Annotated in this window: 16 protein-coding genes; 13 read left to right on the top strand and 3 right to left on the bottom strand. The window is 72.3% G+C overall.

The annotated features are described in order from the left end of the window. The first annotated feature begins 160 nt into the window (after positions 1-160). Positions 161-1,990 (top strand): IPT/TIG domain-containing protein, encoded by a 1,830-nt coding sequence (locus ACFYYB_RS00180; protein WP_389432234.1) that lies wholly within the window; start codon positions 161-163, stop codon positions 1,988-1,990. A 108-nt stretch (positions 1,991-2,098) separates the two neighbouring features. Here the strand turns inward: ACFYYB_RS00180 and ACFYYB_RS00185 are convergent, their stop codons facing one another. After that, positions 2,099-2,722 carry a TetR/AcrR family transcriptional regulator gene (locus ACFYYB_RS00185; protein ID WP_389432235.1) on the bottom strand — a complete coding sequence of 208 codons (624 nt, stop codon included), beginning with the start codon at positions 2,720-2,722 and terminating at the stop codon, positions 2,099-2,101. A 174-nt stretch (positions 2,723-2,896) separates the two neighbouring features. Between ACFYYB_RS00185 and ACFYYB_RS00190 the strand changes: the two genes are divergently transcribed. The 3 genes from ACFYYB_RS00190 to ACFYYB_RS00200 all read left to right on the top strand — a co-directional run bounded on the left by ACFYYB_RS00190 (position 2,897) and on the right by ACFYYB_RS00200 (position 6,355). Continuing rightward, positions 2,897-4,405: an APC family permease gene (locus ACFYYB_RS00190; protein ID WP_389432236.1), complete on the top strand. Its 1,509-nt coding sequence runs from the start codon at positions 2,897-2,899 to the stop codon at positions 4,403-4,405. A 7-nt stretch (positions 4,406-4,412) separates the two neighbouring features. Continuing rightward, a complete protein-coding gene (locus ACFYYB_RS00195) occupies positions 4,413-5,306 on the top strand; it encodes a carbon-nitrogen hydrolase family protein (protein WP_389432237.1) in 894 nt (297 codons plus the stop codon). A 116-nt stretch (positions 5,307-5,422) separates the two neighbouring features. Further along, positions 5,423-6,355 carry an aminoglycoside phosphotransferase family protein gene (locus tag ACFYYB_RS00200; RefSeq protein ID WP_389433426.1) on the top strand — a complete coding sequence of 311 codons (933 nt, stop codon included), beginning with the start codon at positions 5,423-5,425 and terminating at the stop codon, positions 6,353-6,355. A gap of 5 nt (positions 6,356-6,360) precedes the next feature. On the opposite strand, the gene ACFYYB_RS00205 is transcribed toward ACFYYB_RS00200, so the two are convergent. Continuing rightward, complete coding sequence (locus tag ACFYYB_RS00205; protein ID WP_389432238.1) at positions 6,361-7,323, bottom strand: ABC transporter substrate-binding protein; 963 nt, start codon at positions 7,321-7,323, stop codon at positions 6,361-6,363. Further along, positions 7,320-8,543, bottom strand: a complete 1,224-nt coding sequence (locus tag ACFYYB_RS00210; protein WP_389432240.1) for an LLM class flavin-dependent oxidoreductase — start codon at positions 8,541-8,543, stop codon at positions 7,320-7,322. Before ACFYYB_RS00210 ends, ACFYYB_RS00205 begins: the two co-directional genes overlap by 4 nt. 660 nt (positions 8,544-9,203) lie before the next feature. On the opposite strand from ACFYYB_RS00210, the gene ACFYYB_RS00215 reads away from it, so the two are divergent. The 9 genes from ACFYYB_RS00215 (at position 9,204) to ACFYYB_RS00255 (ending at position 17,539) form a co-directional block, all read left to right on the top strand. Beyond that, positions 9,204-10,208, top strand: coding sequence for an ABC transporter permease subunit (locus ACFYYB_RS00215; protein WP_389432242.1), 1,005 nt, complete (start codon positions 9,204-9,206; stop codon positions 10,206-10,208). Positions 10,209-10,420: 212 nt separating this feature from the next. Beyond that, a complete protein-coding gene (locus ACFYYB_RS00220; RefSeq protein WP_389433427.1) occupies positions 10,421-11,380 on the top strand; it encodes an amino acid ABC transporter permease in 960 nt (319 codons plus the stop codon). Beyond that, positions 11,377-12,177, top strand: coding sequence for an amino acid ABC transporter ATP-binding protein (locus tag ACFYYB_RS00225; RefSeq protein ID WP_327302408.1), 801 nt, complete (start codon positions 11,377-11,379; stop codon positions 12,175-12,177). Before ACFYYB_RS00220 ends, ACFYYB_RS00225 begins: the two co-directional genes overlap by 4 nt. Positions 12,178-12,253: 76 nt before the next feature. Further along, entirely contained in the window at positions 12,254-13,288 is a 1,035-nt protein-coding gene (locus ACFYYB_RS00230) for a transporter substrate-binding domain-containing protein (protein WP_389432243.1), read from the top strand. 61 nt (positions 13,289-13,349) lie between these two features. Beyond that, positions 13,350-14,141: a GNAT family N-acetyltransferase gene (locus ACFYYB_RS00235; protein WP_389432244.1), complete on the top strand. Its 792-nt coding sequence runs from the start codon at positions 13,350-13,352 to the stop codon at positions 14,139-14,141. 78 nt (positions 14,142-14,219) lie between these two features. Further along, the gene (locus tag ACFYYB_RS00240) at positions 14,220-15,260 is read left to right on the top strand and encodes an LLM class flavin-dependent oxidoreductase (protein WP_389432245.1); all 1,041 of its coding nucleotides are present in this window, start codon (positions 14,220-14,222) and stop codon (positions 15,258-15,260) included. 79 nt (positions 15,261-15,339) lie between these two features. Then, positions 15,340-15,729 (top strand): GntR family transcriptional regulator, encoded by a 390-nt coding sequence (locus tag ACFYYB_RS00245; RefSeq protein WP_389432247.1) that lies wholly within the window; start codon positions 15,340-15,342, stop codon positions 15,727-15,729. Next, the gene (locus ACFYYB_RS00250; protein ID WP_389432248.1) at positions 15,726-16,610 is read left to right on the top strand and encodes an ABC transporter ATP-binding protein; all 885 of its coding nucleotides are present in this window, start codon (positions 15,726-15,728) and stop codon (positions 16,608-16,610) included. Before ACFYYB_RS00245 ends, ACFYYB_RS00250 begins: the two co-directional genes overlap by 4 nt. Continuing rightward, a complete protein-coding gene (locus ACFYYB_RS00255; RefSeq protein ID WP_389432250.1) occupies positions 16,607-17,539 on the top strand; it encodes an ABC transporter permease in 933 nt (310 codons plus the stop codon). The genes ACFYYB_RS00250 and ACFYYB_RS00255 overlap by 4 nt, the downstream gene beginning before the upstream one ends. Positions 17,540-17,691 lie beyond the last annotated feature (152 nt).

The raw sequence follows: 17,691 nt of genomic DNA on the forward strand, positions 1-17,691 counted from the left end.
TGGGCGCCGTCCTTCCAACGCGCCCCGGAATACCGGCGAACGGGCGGCACCGCCGGACGAAACCGCGTTCCGGTTCGTCGTACGGGAGCGTCCGGCCGCGGCTTCTCGGGAGTATGCGACTCCGGCCGCTGCCGGGCGGAGGCGAGAGGGGGAGACTTCGATGTCTTCGACTGCTGTGTTACATGGTCCGCGTGCCCAGTGGCGGCGACGCCTGCTGGCGGCGGCCGCGTCCTCGGCACTGGCCGCGGGTGGCCTGACGGTTCTGGCGCCCCCGGCTTCGGCCGAAGGGGTGTGCGCCGCCCCGGTCCTGGCGGGTGCCACGACCACGATCACCTGCTCCGCCGGCGGTTCCGGAAGCGTCACGGTGCCCGAAGGCGTCGTGAGCGGTGTGGTGACCCTGGACGGCGCCGGGGGCGGGAACGCCGCCGACGGCACCGCGGGCGGCAAGGGCGCGCACCTTGTCGCGACCGTTCCCGCAACGCCCGGCCAGACCTTCAACGTGACGGTCGGCCGGCGCGGTGCCAACGGCGCCCCGAGCGCGCAGTTCGGTGTGCCGGGATTCGGAGGCGCACTCGTCGCGGTGACCACGGCCGCCAACGCACCCCTCCTCACGGCCGGTTCGGGCGGCGGAGCAGGAGGAGCGGGCATCGGTTCACCCGCCTTCCGGGGCGCTGCCGGAGGTGACAGCGGCAGCGCCGGAGCCCACGGCAACGGCCTGGTCCCCGACGCCGAGGGCGGTACGGGCGGCGGCCCGGGCAGCGACACCGCCGGCGGGGCCGCCGGCGTCGGAGGGCCCGGCGCGGACAACGAGGGCCCGAACGGCTCCCCGGGCGCCTACCCGAACGGCTCCGGCGGCGCCGCCGCCCAGGGCGTGTTCAACCCGACGGGCGCGGGCGGCCGCGGCGGCGCCGGGTACGGCGGCGGAGGCCGGGGCGGGGCCGGCGGCAGATACGGCTCGACCGGTGGGGGCGGAGGAGGAGGCGGCGGCGGGTCCAGCCTGGTCTCCGGGACGGTTCCCGACTCGGCCGTCACCCTGACGGAGGGAGTCAACTCCGGTGACGGGCGGATCGTGTTCGCCTTCACCCTCCCGCCCACGGTCACGTCCGTCGACCCGGCCGCCGGACCCACGGCAGGCGGTACGCCCGTGACGGTCACCGGCACCAACCTGACAGGCGCCGTACTCACCTTCGGCGCGGGCAACCCGGCCACCGACGTCACGTGCACGGCGAGCTCCTGCACCGCCACCGCTCCCGCCGGGACCGGCGCGGTGGACGTCCGGGCCACCACCGCCGGCGGCACCAGCGCCCCGTCGCCCGGCGGCCGGTACACCTACGTCCCCGTCCCCGTGGTGACCTCCCTCAGCCCGTCCACCGGCACGACGGCCGGCGGTACGGTCGTCACCGTCACCGGCACCGGCCTGGACGGCGCCACCGCCATCGCCTTCGGCCCCGGCAACCCGGGCACCGGCCTCTCCTGCACCGCCACGAGCTGCACGGCCACCGCCCCCGCCCACGCCGCCGGTTCCGTGGACGTCCAGGTCACCACGCCCGGCGGCACCAGCGCGGTGACCGGCGCGGGCCGGTACACCTATCAGCTCCCGCCCGCCGACATCGACGTGGACCTGACGGCGCAGCCCGGCCTCAGCCTGCTGGTCCCTTACCTCACCTACACCCTGACCACCCGCAACACCGGTCCGGGCACGGTCACTTCGGCCACGGTCACCGCGAGCCTGCCGCCGGGCGCGTCCGCCAACACCCTGTCTCCGGGCTGCACGGCCGCCGGGTCCACCGTGACCTGCGCCTACGGAACCATCGCCAACGGGGCCGCCGTCACCAAGACGTTCCGGGTACCGCTGGGGCTGCTCTCACTGGGACGTGTCTCGGTCACCGCCACCCGTACGGCATCCTCGCCGACCGACCCCAACCCGCTCAACGACAGCGCGACCGCGAGCTGCACGGTCGTCTCCGTCCTCCTGGCCACCTGCCCCTGACCCGTAACCTCCCTCCCGCGCCAGCGGGAGTCCATACCGCCCGAACGCCGCCGGCCCGCCTCCTCACGAGGCGGGCCGGCGGTGCGTCCGGGCCGGGTCCGCCCGCGGTCAGGAGCCTTCCGCCGACTCGCCGTCGGTCAGTTCGTGGCCCGTGACCGCCCGGGCGTACGAGCGCAGGGCGGTGATCACCTCGGGGCGCGTGCGCCGTCCCGCGAGGACCTCCATCTGGTAGCCGTCCTCCATGGCGACGAAGTTCGCGGCGAGCAGCCGGGGCGGGTCCTGGAGCAGGAAGTGCCCCTGGGCCTGGCCCAGCACCAAGATGCCCGAGTACACGGCGATCTGGCGCTCTGTCAGAGCACTGTCGAGCGCCGCCGCGCGGGCATCGCGCAGGCAGCGGGGCCAGTACTCGAAGAGCAGCCGGGTCAGTGCGTCGTCGGGGCCGCCGGCGACTCCGTGGTCGATGCAGGCCCGCAGTTTGTCGCGGGCGTCGGCGAAGCGGTCGGCGGCCTCCTCGCGCTCCTGGCTGTAGCGCTCGATGGCTTGCTGGTAGGTGGCGTGGACCAGGGCGTCGAGATCGCCGTAGTAGAGCACGGCGGCGGGGGTGACCCCGGCCTGGTCGGCGACATCGCGCAGCCGCAGGCCCTCCAGTCCGCGTACCAGCACGGCACGCTCCACCGCCTTGCCCAGCTCGGTCCGGCGGTTCTCCTTGCCGGTCCCCTTCCTGGCTGCCACGCCATCCCCTCCACAGGTTGATCATCTAAATCTGCGTTTAACAATATCGCTTTGCCTATTGACGGTCCAGGACCCCGGGTCTTAAATCTCGGTTTAACGCAGGGGCTCCTCCCCACGCCCTGCGGGCTCCGCCCCACGCTCCGGGCACCACACCTGCGGCCTCCAGGAGGCATCATGACCAACCCGACCGACACCGGGGCCAGAACCGGGCCCGCGCCGGCGCCCGCCCCCGTCGGCAAGGGGCTGCGCGGCGGCTCCGTGGGCCTGCTCGCCTCGGTCACCCTCGGGCTCTCGTCCGTGGCCCCGGCCTACAGCATCGCGGTCACCCTGGGCTTCGTGACGCTCGCCGTGGGAGACCTGGCTCCGGCCGCCCTGCTCCTGGGCTTCGTACCGATCCTGCTCACGGCGTTCGCGTTCCGCGAGCTGAACCGCGAGATGCCGGACTGCGGCACCAACTTCGTCTGGACCACCCGCGCCTTCGGGCCGGTGGCCGGCTGGTTCACCGGGGGCTGGGTCGTGATCGTCGCCACCCTGATCGCGATGACCGCCCTGTCCCAGGTCGGCGCCGTGTACCTGCTGAACCTGCTCGGTCTGCACTCCCTCGCCGGGAACGACGCCGCCGTCACGGCGACCGCCCTCCTCCTGCTGGCCGCGTGCACCCTGGTCTCCGTCCGCGGGCTGCACCTGGCGGCCTCCGTGCAGTACGTGCTCCTCGGCCTGCAGATGGCGGCCCTGGTCGGTTTCGGCGTGGCCGCCTTCGCCCGCGACGGCGCCGCCACCCCCTCTCTGGAGTGGCTCGACCCCAGTGCCTTCGACGGATTCGGGCCCTTCGCCGAAGCCGTCCTGCTCTGCCTGTTCATCTACTGGGGGTGGGACTCGCTGCTCGCCGCGAACGAGGAGACCCGCGACGGCGAGCGCGTGGCCGGGCAGGCCGCCGTCCTCTCGACCCTCCTGCTCCTGGGCACCTACCTGTTCACCGCGTTCGCGGCGATCAGCTTCGCCGGCACCGGAACCGCGGGCCTGGGCCTCGGCAACCCGGACAACGCCGCCGACGTCCTGACGACCCTCGCGCCGCCCGTGCTCGGCGGGCCGCTCGCCAAGGTGATGGAGCTCGCCGTCTGCGTCTCGGCGGTCTCGGCCCTGCTCACCTGTCTCGTCGGCAACTCCCGCGGCACCTTGTCCATGGCCTCCCACGGCGCCCTGCCCCGCGCCTTCGCCCGGGTCCACCCCCGGCACCGCACGCCCGCCTTCGGAACCCTGGCCTGCGGAGCGGCGGCGGCCGGCACGCTGATCCTGCTCCGGCTCGTCTCCGCGGACATCCTCGGCGACGCCGTCCTCTGCGTCGGGCTGCTCATCGCCTGCTACTACGGCACCACCGCCCTCAGCTGCGTCTGGTACTTCCGGCGCAGCCTGCGCGACTCCCCGCGCGACCTCCTGCTGCGCGGGCTCCTGCCCCTGCTGGGCGGTCTGCTGATGCTGGCGGCCTTCGCCCGCAGCGCCTACGACATGTACGACCCCGCCTACGGCAGCACCTCCTTCCACGGCGTCGGCGGGGTCTTCCTGCTCGGCGCCGGATCCCTCGCCGCGGGCGCCCTGGCCCTGCTGATCGCCCGCACCCGCTTCCGCCGCTTCTTCCGCGAAGGCCGTACCTCGGTCGCCGCGCTCACCGTCACCGAGGACTGACCCCACCATGCGCACTCTCGCCATCGCCGCCCTGCAGACCACTCCCGTGGCCCACGACCTCGAAGCGAGCTGGCAGCGCTTCAGCGACCAGGTCCGCGCCGCGCACGAGCTCTTCCCCCACGTCCAGCTCGTCGTCGCCCCCGAACTGCTGCTCGCCGCCGAGGGCCCCCTGCTGCGTCCCGCGCCCGACGACTGGATGGAGCGGGCGGCCGTCACGATCCCCGGACCGCTCACCGACCGGATCTGCGCCCTCGCCAGGGAGACCGAGCTGTGGCTGGTCCCCGGCAGCCTCTACGAGCGCGCGGAGGACGGCCACGTCTACAACACCGCCATCGCGGTCTCGCCCGAGGGCGAGATCGTCGCCCGCTACCGCAAGGTCTTCCCCTGGCAGCCGTACGAAAGGGCGCGGCCCGGCCACGAGTTCACCGTCTTCGACCTCCCCGGCATCGGCCGGGCGGGCCTCGCCATCTGCTACGACGGCTCCTTCCCCGAGACGGTCCGCCAACTCGCCTGGCTGGGAGCGGAGATCGTCATCCAGCCCACCCTGACGCCCACCCGGGACCGGGAGATGGAACTCGTCTGCGCCCGGGCCAACGCCTGGACGAACCAGGTGTACGTGGTCAACGTCAACGCCGCCGACCCGGCGGGGGTCGGCGCCAGCACGATCGTCGACCCCGAAGGCCTCGTACGCCAGCAGGCCGGCCCCGGCGAGGAGGTGCTCGTCGACGTCCTGGACCTCGACGCCGTCACCCGGGTGCGCCGCTACGGCTCCACCGGGATCAACCGGCCCTGGAACCAGCTGGCCCGGTACGGGGAATCGATCGCGCTCCCGATGTACGGCGGCGCGTCCTTCCGCACACCGCACTGGCTGCCGGAAGAGGAGGACGCCCCGGTCTCGTAGCCCACGGGAGGGGGGACGGGGCCGGAAACCGGTCGACAGCCGGGCCCCGGCACGGTGGGATGGATCCGAACGCCCGCCGTCCGGAGCGGGCCGGGCACGGGAGCCGTTCCTTGGCGATCGAGACGACCACCGGCACGGCGGCAGCGACCCAGGGGGCGGCGCCGGACGGGGAAGCCCGCCCCGTCATCGACGCGGCGCTGGTCAGGCGCCTGGTCGACGCGCAGTTCCCGCACTGGGCGGGGCTTCCCCTCCGTCTCCTCGACCCGGCCGGATCCGACCACGTGATCTACCGGCTGGGCCGGGAGCTGTCCGTCCGGCTCCCCCGCGGGCCCGGGGTCGCCGGGCAGGCCGCGAAGGAGGCCGAGTGGCTGCCCCGGCTCGCCCCGCACCTGCCGCTGGCCGTCCCCGTACCGGTGGCCGTGGGCCGGCCCGGCTTCGGGTACCCATGGCCGTGGTCGGTGTCCCGCTGGCTGGACGGCGAGGTGGCGACCGCCGCGGCACTGGCCGACTCCCCCGCGGCCGCGCTCGCGCTGGCCCGGTTCCTGACCGACCTGCAGCGGTTCGCGGCCCCGGACCTCCCGGCCGGGACCGTCCCCGCGAACCTGACCGGCGCTCCGCTGGCCGACCGGGACCGGGCGACGCGGGCCGCCATCGCGCAGGTCTCCGGCGTGTTCGACGCGGCGGCCATGACCGCACTGTGGGAGGCGGCTCTCGCCGCCCCCGCCTGGGACCGGCCACCGGTCTGGTTCCACGGCGACTTCCACACCGGCAACCTACTGACCGCCGACGGCGGCCTCAGCGCGGTCATCGACTTCGGCGGGCTGGGCATCGGGGACCCGGCGTGTGATCTGACCATCGCCTTCACCCTGATGTCCGCCTCCAGCCGGGCCGTCTTCCGCGCCGCCCTGGACGTGGACGAGGCCACGTGGACGCGCGGCCGCGGCTGGGCCCTGGCCACCGGCCTGAACGCCTACACCTTCCACGCCGCGACCGACCCCCGCGTCGCGGCGCAGACCACCCGGCAGATCACCGAGGCGCTCATCGGCTGATCCGCTCACGTGTACTCGGCCGGATTGATCTGCGAGGTGTCGATCGCGGAGGGCGCGGTGCCCCACTTCTTCAGGATCCGTGCGTAGGTGCCGTCCTTGATCAGCTCGTTGACCGCGGCCTGGAAGGCCGGGGTCAGCGCGGAGCCCTTCTTGAAGGCGAAGCCGACGTCGAGGCGGTGGTACTCCCCGAGGAAAGTGGTCCGCGCGGCGGGCTGCGCCGCCTGGTGGCGCAGCCCGTTGATCGTCGACATGACGACGTCGATCCGGCCCTGCTGGAGGGCCGTGGTGACGGCCCCGCTCTCGGAGAAGACCTTGACCTCGTACGGCTTCTTGCCCGCGTCGGCGCAGACCTCCTTCTTGGCGGTGAGCGTCTTCTCGAAGGTCGTGCCGGCGCCGGTGCCGATGGTCAGTCCGCACAGCTGGGTGAGGTCGGAGACCTGCCCGGTCAGCACGGTGCTGCCCGTCTTGACCGCGAATCCCTGGCCGTCGTTGATGTAGGTGACGAAGTCGACGGACTTCAGGCGTTCGGTGGTGACGCCGAAGTTGCCCGTGCCGACGTCGTACTTGCCGCTGCCGAGGGCGGGGAGGATCGTCTCGAAGGAGGCGTCCTGCCTCTCCAGCTTCACCCCGAGGACCTTCGCCACCGCGGCGGCGATGTCGATGTCCAGGCCGGCCGGCGGCTTGTCCTGCCCGTCGGGGTAGTACGCCGACGGCGGCGCTCCGACGGAGCCGCCGAGCCGCAGGCTGCCCGCCTTGCGGACGTCGGCGGGGAGCAGGGCGGCGATCGGCTCCACGGCCCGTACGCCCGCGACCGGATCGTCGGCCGGCGCCGGAGAGGCGAGGGCTCCCGCCACCGGAGGGGATCCGTCACCGGATCCGCAGGCCGTCAGGGCCGCCAGCAGGGGAACGGGCAGGAGGACGAGTGCGGTGCGCAGCCGCCCGCGGCGCAGTCGCGCGCGCAGGCTCATCCGCGGACCGCCGTCAGGGTCTGACGGGCGGACCCGGCCCCGGGCCCGGCGGCGCCGCTCGCGGCTTCCCCTTCGGTGTCCTGTTCGGTGTCCCGTGCCGCGTCTCTCGCCGCGTCCCTCGCGGCGTCCCGCTTCGCGACCTCCTCGCGGACGAGCGGGATCACGTACCGGCCGAAGTCGACGGCGTCGCCGAGCAGGTCGTAGCCGCGGGCCGACAGGATGTCCACGCCGAGGTCGTAGTAGTCCAGCAGTGCCTGCGCCACCGTCTCCGGGGTGCCGACCAGCGCGTTGGAGTTGCCCGCGCCCCCGGTGGCGGCGGCGGTCGGGGTCCACAGCGCCCGGTCGTAGCGCTCCCCCGCCTCGGCGATGGCGATCAGGCGCTGCGATCCGGTGTTCTGGGGCGCCGCGGCCTCCGTCACCCCGTTGTTGCGGTGGCGCTGGACGTCCCCCGCCCGCCTGCGCTCCTTGATGGCTCCCACCGTGCGGTGGGCCTTCTCCCAGGCCAGCTCCTCGGTCGGGGCGATGATCGGCCGGAACGCGACCTGGATGCGGGGAGCCTCGGTGCGTCCCGCGGCCCGCGCGGCGGCCTGTACGGCCTCGATCTGCTGGGCCGTCTGCTCCAGGGGTTCGCCCCACAGGCAGTAGATGTCTGCCTCGGCGGCGCCGGCCGCGTAGGCCGCGGGCGAGGATCCGCCGAACGAGACGTTCGGGTGCGGCTGCTGGACGGGGAAGACGTCGCTGACGAAGTCGTGGAAGCGGTAGTGCTCGCCTTCGTGGTCGAAGGCCTCGTGGGTGGTCCAGATCTTCTTGACGATGCGGATGTACTCGAGGGTCCGGGCGTAGCGCTCGTCCTTGCCGAGGACGTCGCCCTCGCGGCCCTGATCGTGGTCGTTGCCGCCGGTGATGAAGTGCACGGCCAGCCGGCCGCCGCTGATCTGGTCGAGGGTCGCGAAGGTCTTCGCGGCGAAGGTGGGGTACGACACGTTGGGCCGGTGGGCCAGCAGGATCTGCAGCCGGTCCAGCTTGCTCGCGATGTACGCGGCGGCCGGCGCGGGGTCCGGAGTACCGGAGCCGTAGGCGAACAGCACCCGGTCCCAGCCGTGTTCCTCGTGCGCCCTGGCGAGGCGGAGCGTGTACTCCCTGTCGAAGGCGGTGCCGGATCGTGCGGTGGTTTCGGAGCCGTTGTTCGTGGCGGCTATGCCGAGGAACTCCACGGGCATGGGTGTGGCCTTTCGGAAGGTGCGGCGGATCGCCTCAGGGCAGGGTGAACCACCCCCGGAACGGCGGTGCGTGATGATCCGTCGGTCGTGTGGTCGCGGGACGGCACGGGACAGGGGTGGGCAGAGGCGCGATGGTGCGGGCGTGACGACGCCGGACGTGACGACGCCGGGCGTCGGAGGCGGGGTGCGGCGGCAGCGCGCGTCCGGGTTCGGAGCAGTCCGGCCTAGCGGCGGTCGTGGCCCGCAGGACGGTTGCGCGAGGGGAGATCTCGGCCCGCGACGGGGTCACCGAGGGAGGGAAGGGCCGGTCGGACAGCCCGCTGCCGCGTCAGGCGCAACAGGCCGCGGACCACACCCGACCGAAGTCGATGTAGTCGCGCGAGACCAGGCGCTGATGGGCGTTCATGCGACTACTTGAACAGTACGAAGCGCCCTTCGTCAAGCAACGGCCCGGATGCCGGACGGTCCCGACCTCCGCCGGACCGCGCGCTGTTGACACGTTCGTGTGGTGCACGCATACGATCGGCGGCGTTCCGGCTCCGCCCCGCGCGGGCGGCCGGTCCGGCCGTGTTGAGGGACACGGCGAGCGTGACGGCGCCCGTACCCGCGTCCGGCAGCCCATGCCGCGCCCGCGATCCCTCCCACCCCCGGAGCACCTCCATGACCTCCGCTTCCGACGTCTCCGACGCGCCCCGCGCGCCCGACGCCTCTCCCGTGGCCGATGCCCCTCCCGCCTACGCCCCCGGCGCCTCGCCGCCGCCGATCGTGCCGCGCCGGCGCCTCGGCCGTCAGGTGTCCGCTGCCGCCGCCCTGCTGGTCTTCGCGATGGTGCTGGCCTCCGTCGTCCGCAACGAGGCCTTCCAATGGGGCCTGGTGGCCCGGTACTTCACCACCTCCGCCGTGCTCGACGGTCTCCTGCTGACCCTCTGGCTGACCGGCGTGGTGATGGTGCTGGGGTTCCTGTTCGGCACCGTCCTGGCCGTGATGCGACTGTCGGGCAACCCGGTGCTGCGCACCCTGAGCTGGGGGTACGTGTGGATCTTCCGGTCCACACCGCTGCTGGTGCAACTGCTGTTCTGGTTCAACATCGGCGCCCTGTACCCGACGCTCGGCCTGGGCATCCCCTACGGCCCCCAGCTGTTCACCGTCAGCACGGTCGACCTGCTCGGCCCGACCCTCACCGCCGTCATCGGCCTCACCCTGCACGAGAGCGCGTACGCCGCCGAGGTGGTGCGCGGCGGCATCCTCTCCGTGGACCCCGGCCAGACCGAGGCCGCGCAGGCGCTCGGGCTGAGCAGGCGCTGGACGCTGCACCGGATCGTGGTCCCCCAGGCGATGCGCTCGATCGTGCCGACCGCCGGGAACATGCTCATCGGCACGCTCAAGGGCACCAGCATCGTCAGCGTGCTGGCCGTGCACGACCTGCTGTACTCGGTCCAGTTGACCTACAACCAGAACTACCAGGTCATCCCGCTGCTGATGGTGGCCACCCTCTGGTACATCGCCGTCACCACCGTGCTGAGCGCGGGCCAGTACCACGTCGAGCGGTACTACGCGCGCGGCAGTTCGCGAAGCCTTCCGCCCACGCCGCTGCGGCTGCTGCGCATCCGGCTCGCCGCCCTGCGCGGCCGCCTGAACTCGGCGACGGCGCCCGACGGCCGCTGAGTTTCATTTCACGAAGAGGCGTTGTGTGTACGGCGGATGAAATCGGAACACGATTTCGCGCATCCCGATATCCAGGCCGTTGACACCACTTCTCCGGGCTGCCTAGCTTACGCCGCAGATAAAGAGATATCGGCGGCCTCTCCAGTCCTGTTTGACGGCTGCTTTTCGATTCTGCGCCTATTCGAAGCCGTGGAGTGTCCTTGACCGAATCACTGCTCCTCTCCGCGCCCGCCGGCCCCTCCGGGCCGCCCGGGCCTCCCGGGCCGGCCGAGCGGGTCCTCCCGCTGCGCCGGCCCGGGCGGTGGGTCGCCGGCATCGTCGTCCTGGTGCTGGTCTCGCAGGCCGCCCACGGGCTGATCACCAATCCCTTCTACCAATGGGACCGGTTCGCGTACTGGTTCGCCCGCCCGGTGATCCTGGACGGGCTGCTCATCACCCTCCAGGTGGCCGCGTACAGCGCGGTCCTCGGCCTGGCCGGCGGCGTCCTGCTGGCCCTCGGACGGCTCTCGGGCAGCCCGGTGCTGCGGTCGGTGAGCTGGACCTACGTCTGGCTGCTGCGCTCCGTGCCGCTGATCGTCGTCCTGCTCTTCCTGTACAACCTCAGCGCCCTGTACCCCACGCTCAGCATCGGCGTGCCGTTCGGCCCCGCCTTCGTGACCTTCGACGAGTCGCGGCTCGCCACCGACATGGCGGTCGCCGTGGTCGGCCTGAGCCTGAGCGAGGCCGCGTACGCCGCCGAGATCGTCCGGGCCGGCGTGCTCTCCGTCGACCAGGGCCAGCACGAGGCGGCCGCGGCCCTGGGACTGCCCAAGCGGTACCAGTTCGCCCGGATCGTCTTCCCGCAGGCGCTCCGCTCGATCGTGCCCTCCTACGTCAACCAACTGATCGGCCTCCTCAAGGCCACCTCACTGGTCTTCTACGTGTCCCTGCTCGACCTGTTCGGCTCGGTGCAGAGCCTGGGCAGCACCTATCCCGGGGACGTGGTGCCGCTGCTGCTGGTGGCGACCGTCTGGTACGTGGTCCTGACCAGTTTGGTCTCCGTCGTGCAGTACTACGTCGAGCGCCACTACGCCCGTGGAGCGCTGCGCACCCCGGTGCCCACTCCCCTCCAGCGGGCCCGGACGGGCCTGCGCGACCTGCGGATCCGCTACCGGAAGGAGACGGCCCGATGACCGGCAGCACGAACACCGCGACCGACACGAGCGCGCGGCCCGCCGCCATCGAGGTGCACGAGGTGCACAAGTGGTTCGGTGGCCGGCGGGTCCTGGACGGGGTGAGCCTGACCGTCGCTCCGGGCACGGTCACCGTCATCCTGGGCCGCTCCGGATCCGGCAAGTCGACCCTGCTGCGGGTGCTCAACCACCTGGAGAGGCCCGAGGCCGGTCACGTCAGCATCGGCGGCGAGCTGATCGGCGTCGAACGGCACGGAGGCCGGCTCAAGGAGCTGCGGGAACGCGCGATCCTCGCCCAGCGCGGCCGGATCGGCTTCGTCTTCCAGAACTTCAACCTCTTCCCGCACCTGACGGTCCTGGACAACATCGCCGCGGCCCCGGTGGCCACCGGCAGGCTGTCCCGGCCGCAGGCACAGGCCCTGGCGCAGGATCTGCTGCGCCGCGTAGGACTCGGGGACCGCGGCGGCGCCTACCCGCGGCAGCTGTCCGGAGGCCAGCAGCAGCGGGTGGCCATAGCCCGGGCCCTGGCCCTGCGGCCGGGGGTCATCCTCTTCGACGAACCCACCTCGGCGCTCGACCCCGAGCTGGTCGGCGAGGTGCTCTCCGTGATCAAGGACCTGGCCACCGGCGGCACCACCCTCGTGATCGTGACCCACGAGATCGGCTTCGCCCGCGAGGTCGCCGACGAGGTCGTCTTCCTCCACGAGGGCCGGATCGTCGAACAGGGCCCGCCCGCACAGGTGCTGGACCACCCCGCGCACCCGCGCACCCGGGAGTTCCTCAGCAAGGTGCTCTGAGCACCCTGCCCCGGCCTGTCCCGGCCTGACCCGTTCAGGCCTTCTCCGCATCACCGAACATCCGAAAGGCAACACCATGCAGCGCCCGCCCCTCCTTCGCAACAGACTCCTCCGCGGCCTCGGCGCCACGACCGCCGCCGTCGCCCTCGCCGCCGGACTCACCGCGTGCGGCGGTGACGCGAAGGCCACCGGCACCTCCTCGGGCTCGGGCTCCGGCTCGGACAAGGTGACCATCGGCGCCGTCTCCAACGGGGCCGCCCAGCAGGCGGAACTGTCCGTCCCGGTCGTCGAGTCCCTGCGCGCGAAGCTCCCGAAGGAGGTGCGCGACCGCGGTGAGCTGGTCATCGGCGTCGGCGCCCTGCCCGCCGGCTTCCCGCCGCTCGCCTACGTCGGCACCGACCAGAAGACCCTCACCGGCGCGGAGCCCGACCTCGGCCGACTCGTCGCCGCGACCCTGGGCCTGAAGCCCGTGGTGAAGAACTCCACGTGGGAGAACCTCTTCGTCGGCATCGACAGCGGCAAGGTCGACGTGGCCTTCTCCAACGTCACGGTCACCGAGGAGCGCAAGAAGAAGTACGACTTCGCCTCCTACCGGCAGGACAACCTGGCCTTCGAGGCCCTGAAGGAGAACACCTGGGAGTTCGGCGGCGACTACCGCAAGCTGGCGGGCAAGACGGTGTCGGTCAGCAAGGGCACCAACCAGGAGAAGATCCTCCTGGAGTGGCAGAAGAAGCTCCAGTCCGAGGGCAAGGACATCACCGTCAAGTACTTCCCCGACGCCAACAGCGTCTACCTGGCGCTGAGCGGCAAGAAGATCGACCTCAACTTCGGCCCGAACCCCTCGATCGCCTACCACATCACCCAGACCGCGAGCGGCAACGCCCCGACGCGCAACGCCGGTTCGTTCTCCGGCGCCGGTGAGACCCTCCAGGGGCTGATCGCCGCGACCGCGAAGAAGGACAGCGGGCTGGCCGCGCCCGTGGCCGAGGCCATCAACCACCTCGCCAAGAGCGGCCAGTACCCGAAGCTCCTGACCGCCTGGAACCTCTCCAACGAGGCCGTGCCCACCTCCCTGGTGAACCCGCCCGGGCTGCCCACGACCAACTCCTGACCCCGCGGGCCGGCCGTCCCCGGCCCGTTCAGGCATCCCACGGAAGGAGGGCTCCGCTCCCATGCCCATCACCAGCACCACCAGCCCCGGTCCGGCTCCCGGCCACGTGACCCCGGCGATCCCGGCGGGCCCGGCGATCCCGGTGCCCCCGCACGTGCTCGACAACCCCGCCTGGGCCTCGCTGTCCGGCGCGCACGCGGCCTTCGCCGTGCGGGCCGGCGCCCACGCCGCCCGCTACGACCCGGAGGTAGCCGTCTTCTCCGCGATCGCGGATCCGGCCGACGCCCGCTCCTGGGACGGGCTGCGCTCCCTGGTCGGCCCCGGCGGGACCGTCTCGCTCTCCGGGGTCCTGACCCCGCCCCCCGGCTGGGAGACCCTCTGGTCGGGGCGCGGGGTCCAGCTCGTCGACACCTCGCTGCGCGCCGAGCCCGCCCCCGAGGCGGTGCGGCTCGGGGCGGCGGACGTGCCCGAGGTCCTGGAGCTGATCGAGCTGACGAAGCCGGGGCCCTTCCTGCCCCGCACCATCGAGCTGGGCACGTACCTGGGCATCCGCCACCGGGGCCGGCTGGTCGCCATGGCCGGGGAGCGGCTGCGCCCGCCCGGCTGGACGGAGATCAGCGCGGTCTGCACCCATCCCGGCTTCCGCGGCAGGGGCCTGGCCACGCGCCTGGTCCGTGCCGTCGCGGCGGGCATCCAGGACCGGGGCGACGTCCCGTTCCTGCACACCGCCGCCGAGAACACCGATGCGGTCCGCCTCTACGAGTCGATCGGTTTCACCGTGCGCCACAGGCCTTTCTTCCTGTCCTTCCGGGCGCCCGGCGATGCTGATTCCCTTGCCGCCACACGCTTTTAACAATTCCGAGTTCCTTTTCACACTCCCGTCATTTCCCCATCCCGCATTCCGGGCATGCACTTTCCCAGGAGAGCCGACGTGAAATTCCTGGCCATCACCCTGATCACGGACGGCACCGATCCGGTGACGGGCGCCCCCACCCCCACGCGCGAACGGTTCCGGCAGGTGGTCGCCGCCGCACTGCAGGCGGAGGAGCTCGGCTTCGACGGGTTCGGGGTCGGGGAGCGCCACGAACGGCCGTTCCTGTCGTCCTCGCCGCCCGTGGTGCTCTCCCACATCGCGGCCCTGACCCGGCGCATCCGGCTGTACACCGCCGTGACCACCCTGAGCCTGCTCGACCCGGTGCGGGCGTACGAGGACTACGCGACGCTCGACCACCTCAGCGACGGCAGGCTCGAGCTGATGATCGGCAAGGGGAACGGCACCGCGCAGCGCGAGCTGTTCGACGTCAGCTCCGAGGACCAGTGGGAGCGCAACTCGGAGGGCTACGAGCTGTTCCGCCGGATCTGGAGCGAGGACAAGGTGACGGCGCGGCCCCGCTTCCGGCCCGCGCTGACCGGCGCCGAGGTGCTGCCCCGGCCGTACCAGCGGACGCTGCGCGTGTGGCACGGCAGCGCCACGAGCCGGGAGTCCGTGGATCTCGCGGCGCGCTACGGCGACCCGCTGTTCTCCGCCAACGTCACCCACCCGATCGGCCCGTACGCCGAGCTGATCCGCCACTACCGCGAGCGCTGGGAGCACTACGGACACGATCCGGCCCATGCGGTCGTGGGCGCCGGCTCGGCGGGCTTCCATACGGCGCCCACCTCACAGGGCGCGGTGGCCGCTTATCGGCCGGCCTTCGCGCGCTACCTCGCCGCCCATGCCGCGCAGGGCCTGGATCCGGTGTTCCCGACCCTGGAGGACTTCGTCGAGCGGAGCTCGGCCCTGATCGGCAGCCCCGGGCAGGTGATCGAGAAGGTGCACCGCTACCACGAGGAGTTCGGCCACACGGTCCTGCACCTCCAGGCCGAGCCGGGCGGGCTGACCGAGACCCAGCACCGCGACTCCCTCGCGCTGTTCCAGTCGGACATCGCGCCGACGCTGCGCCGCTCGATTCCGGACCCCGCCTTCGCCTGATCCGGCGAAGGAGAGTTGACAGAAGCACTCCCCTGCACCACCCTTCCACTACTTGCCTAGTGAAAGGGTGGTGTTTGTCGTGCTGGAGTACCGCATCGATCGTCGCAGCGGCATCGCCACGTACCTGCAGATCGTCCAGCAGACCAAACAGGCCCTGCGCCTGGGCCTGTTGGAGCCGGGCGACAAACTGCCGACCGCACGCGAGGTCGTCGAGGCCACCGCCATCAACCCGAACACCGTCCTCAAGGCCTACCGCGAACTGGAACGCGAAGGGCTCGTCGAGGCGAAGCGGGGCCTGGGCACCTTCATCCGCAAGTCCCTGGGCGGCGCTCCGGCGGAATCCCCGCTGCGCACCGAACTCGCCGACTGGGCACGGCGGGCACGGGAGGCGGGGATGGAGCGGGACGACGCGGCCGCGCTCTTCTCGGCCGTACTGGAAGAGCACTTCAAGGGGGACGAAGACGTATGACGCACACCGTGATCGAGGCGGACGGCCTCGGCCTGCGCTACGGACGCCGGGGGAAGTGGGCGCTGCAAGACTGCTCCTTCCGGCTGCCCGAGGGCCGGGTCTGTGCACTGGTGGGACCCAACGGGGCTGGAAAGTCGACCCTGTTGACCATCGCCGCCGGGCTCGTTTCCCCGACGGAGGGTCATCTCCGCTCGGTGCCGCGCGAGGAACTGGCCTACGTGGCCCAGGACAAGCCGCTCTACCCGCAGCTCACCGTCGGCGACACGCTGCGCATGGGCGCCGAACTCAACCCCGGCCGCTGGGACGCGAACAGGGCGGAGCAGATCGTGGAGGCGGGCGACCTCGACCCGCACGCGAAGGTCCGCACCCTCTCCGGCGGCCAGCGCACCCGGGTCGCCCTGGCCTTGGCCCTCGGCAAACGCCCCAGCCTGCTCCTGCTCGACGAGCCCATGGCCGATCTCGACCCGCTCGCCCGGCACCGGCTCATGGGCACGCTGATGGCCGACGCCGCCGAGAACGGCACCTCCGTGGTGATGTCCTCGCACATCCTCACCGAGCTGGAGGGCGCCTGCGACCACCTGCTCCTGGTGGACGGCGGCCGCGTCCGCCTCGCCGGCCCCCTCGACGAGATCGTCGCGGCGCACCTGCTGCTCACCGGCCCCGCCGCCGCCCGCGACTCGCTCGACGTGCACACCCTCGTCGAGGCCCGCACGACGGGCCGCCAGCTCACGGCGCTCGTCCGGCCGCGGGGTCCCGTCGACAGCGGCACCTGGGAAACCACCCACCCGTCCCTGGAGGAACTCTTGCTCGCCCATCTGCGCGCGCCCGAAGCCCCGGCGTTCGCCGTGGACGCCGCCGTCACCGAGGGGGTGCCGGCATGAGCACGCTGACGCTGAAGGGGCCGTACTGGGTGACGGTCCGGCAGCACCGGAGGGTGCTGTGGGCGGTGCCCGCGCTGGTGGGCTTGGGGCTCGTCGTGGTGGTCGCGCTGCGCGTGTGGAGCGACTACCCGACTTACGACGCGCTGCACCGGCCGATCCATGAGTACGGATACGACCTGCTCCGGAGTCTCATGCACTCCGCGAGCGATACCCTGCCTTTCCTCCCGCTGCTGGTGGGAGCCTTCGTCGCCGGCCCGATGGTCGCCCGCGAGCTGGAGAGCGGGACCTGGCGGCTCGCCCTCACCCAGTCGACGACGGCGAAGGCCTGGCTCGGCTCGAAGGTCCTGGTAGCGGCCGCGGTCTCGGTGCTCGGTTCCCTCGCCCTGATCGGGATCTACCGCCTCGGATGGTCCCGGGTCACCGACACGTACTCGCTCTACTGGTACGACCGCGGGGTATACGAGGCCACCGGCCCGGTGCTCGTCGGCTACTGCCTCCTCGGCGTGGCCTTCGGTGCCCTGGTCGGACAGCTGATCCGGCGCACCCTGCCCGCCATGGCGGTCACCGGCATCCTGACGGGTCTGGTGCTGCTCATCCTCGGCGCGCTGCGGTGGTCGTTCCTTCCCGTGGTGGGGGTTACCGCCCCTTACACCGTGGACGCGGAGTCGCTGTTGCCGCCCTCCTCCAAGCGGATGGGCACAGGACTCGTCAGCACCTCGGGCGAGCGCTTTTCCGGGTACTACTGTCCCCCGGAACCCGGGACCCGGGGGATCTGCCGCGACGACGTGGACGTCACCGCCTCGTACGCCGATTTCCACCCGGCCTCCCACTACTGGCCGACCCAGCTCATCGAAACGTCCATCCTTCTCGCCTTGGCCGCCGCGGTCTTCTACGCCGCCTTCCGCCTGGTGCAGGCCCGGCATCCCTGAGCCGCCCCTCGCGGGCCGTACGACCCGGCCGGTTCCGGGGCCGAAAGGCCCTGGCCGGCCGGGACATCCGCGTCCCCGGTCAAGACCATCGCCGCTGGTGAGCGCCCTGCCACGGACTGTCCAATGGAAGGAGGTCCACAAAGCAGGAGGCG

The organism is Streptomyces sp. NPDC002886 (assembly GCF_042888445.1).
In the GTDB taxonomy this organism is placed as follows: domain Bacteria; phylum Actinomycetota; class Actinomycetes; order Streptomycetales; family Streptomycetaceae; genus Streptomyces.

Excerpts from the sequence above, each read along its gene's own strand:
- ACFYYB_RS00210 (WP_389432240.1), bottom strand. The coding sequence starts at position 8,543 with ATGCCCGTGGAGTTCCTCGGCATAGCCGCCACGAACAACGGCTCCGAA.
- ACFYYB_RS00190 (WP_389432236.1), top strand. The coding sequence starts at position 2,897 with ATGACCAACCCGACCGACACCGGGGCCAGAACCGGGCCCGCGCCGGCG.
- ACFYYB_RS00215 (WP_389432242.1), top strand. The coding sequence starts at position 9,204 with ATGACCTCCGCTTCCGACGTCTCCGACGCGCCCCGCGCGCCCGACGCC.
- ACFYYB_RS00235 (WP_389432244.1), top strand. The coding sequence starts at position 13,350 with ATGCCCATCACCAGCACCACCAGCCCCGGTCCGGCTCCCGGCCACGTG.
- ACFYYB_RS00180 (WP_389432234.1), top strand. The coding sequence starts at position 161 with ATGTCTTCGACTGCTGTGTTACATGGTCCGCGTGCCCAGTGGCGGCGA.
- ACFYYB_RS00250 (WP_389432248.1), top strand. The coding sequence starts at position 15,726 with ATGACGCACACCGTGATCGAGGCGGACGGCCTCGGCCTGCGCTACGGA.
- ACFYYB_RS00230 (WP_389432243.1), top strand. The coding sequence starts at position 12,254 with ATGCAGCGCCCGCCCCTCCTTCGCAACAGACTCCTCCGCGGCCTCGGC.
- ACFYYB_RS00255 (WP_389432250.1), top strand. The coding sequence starts at position 16,607 with ATGAGCACGCTGACGCTGAAGGGGCCGTACTGGGTGACGGTCCGGCAG.
- ACFYYB_RS00195 (WP_389432237.1), top strand. The coding sequence starts at position 4,413 with ATGCGCACTCTCGCCATCGCCGCCCTGCAGACCACTCCCGTGGCCCAC.
- ACFYYB_RS00205 (WP_389432238.1), bottom strand. The coding sequence starts at position 7,323 with ATGAGCCTGCGCGCGCGACTGCGCCGCGGGCGGCTGCGCACCGCACTC.
- ACFYYB_RS00225 (WP_327302408.1), top strand. The coding sequence starts at position 11,377 with ATGACCGGCAGCACGAACACCGCGACCGACACGAGCGCGCGGCCCGCC.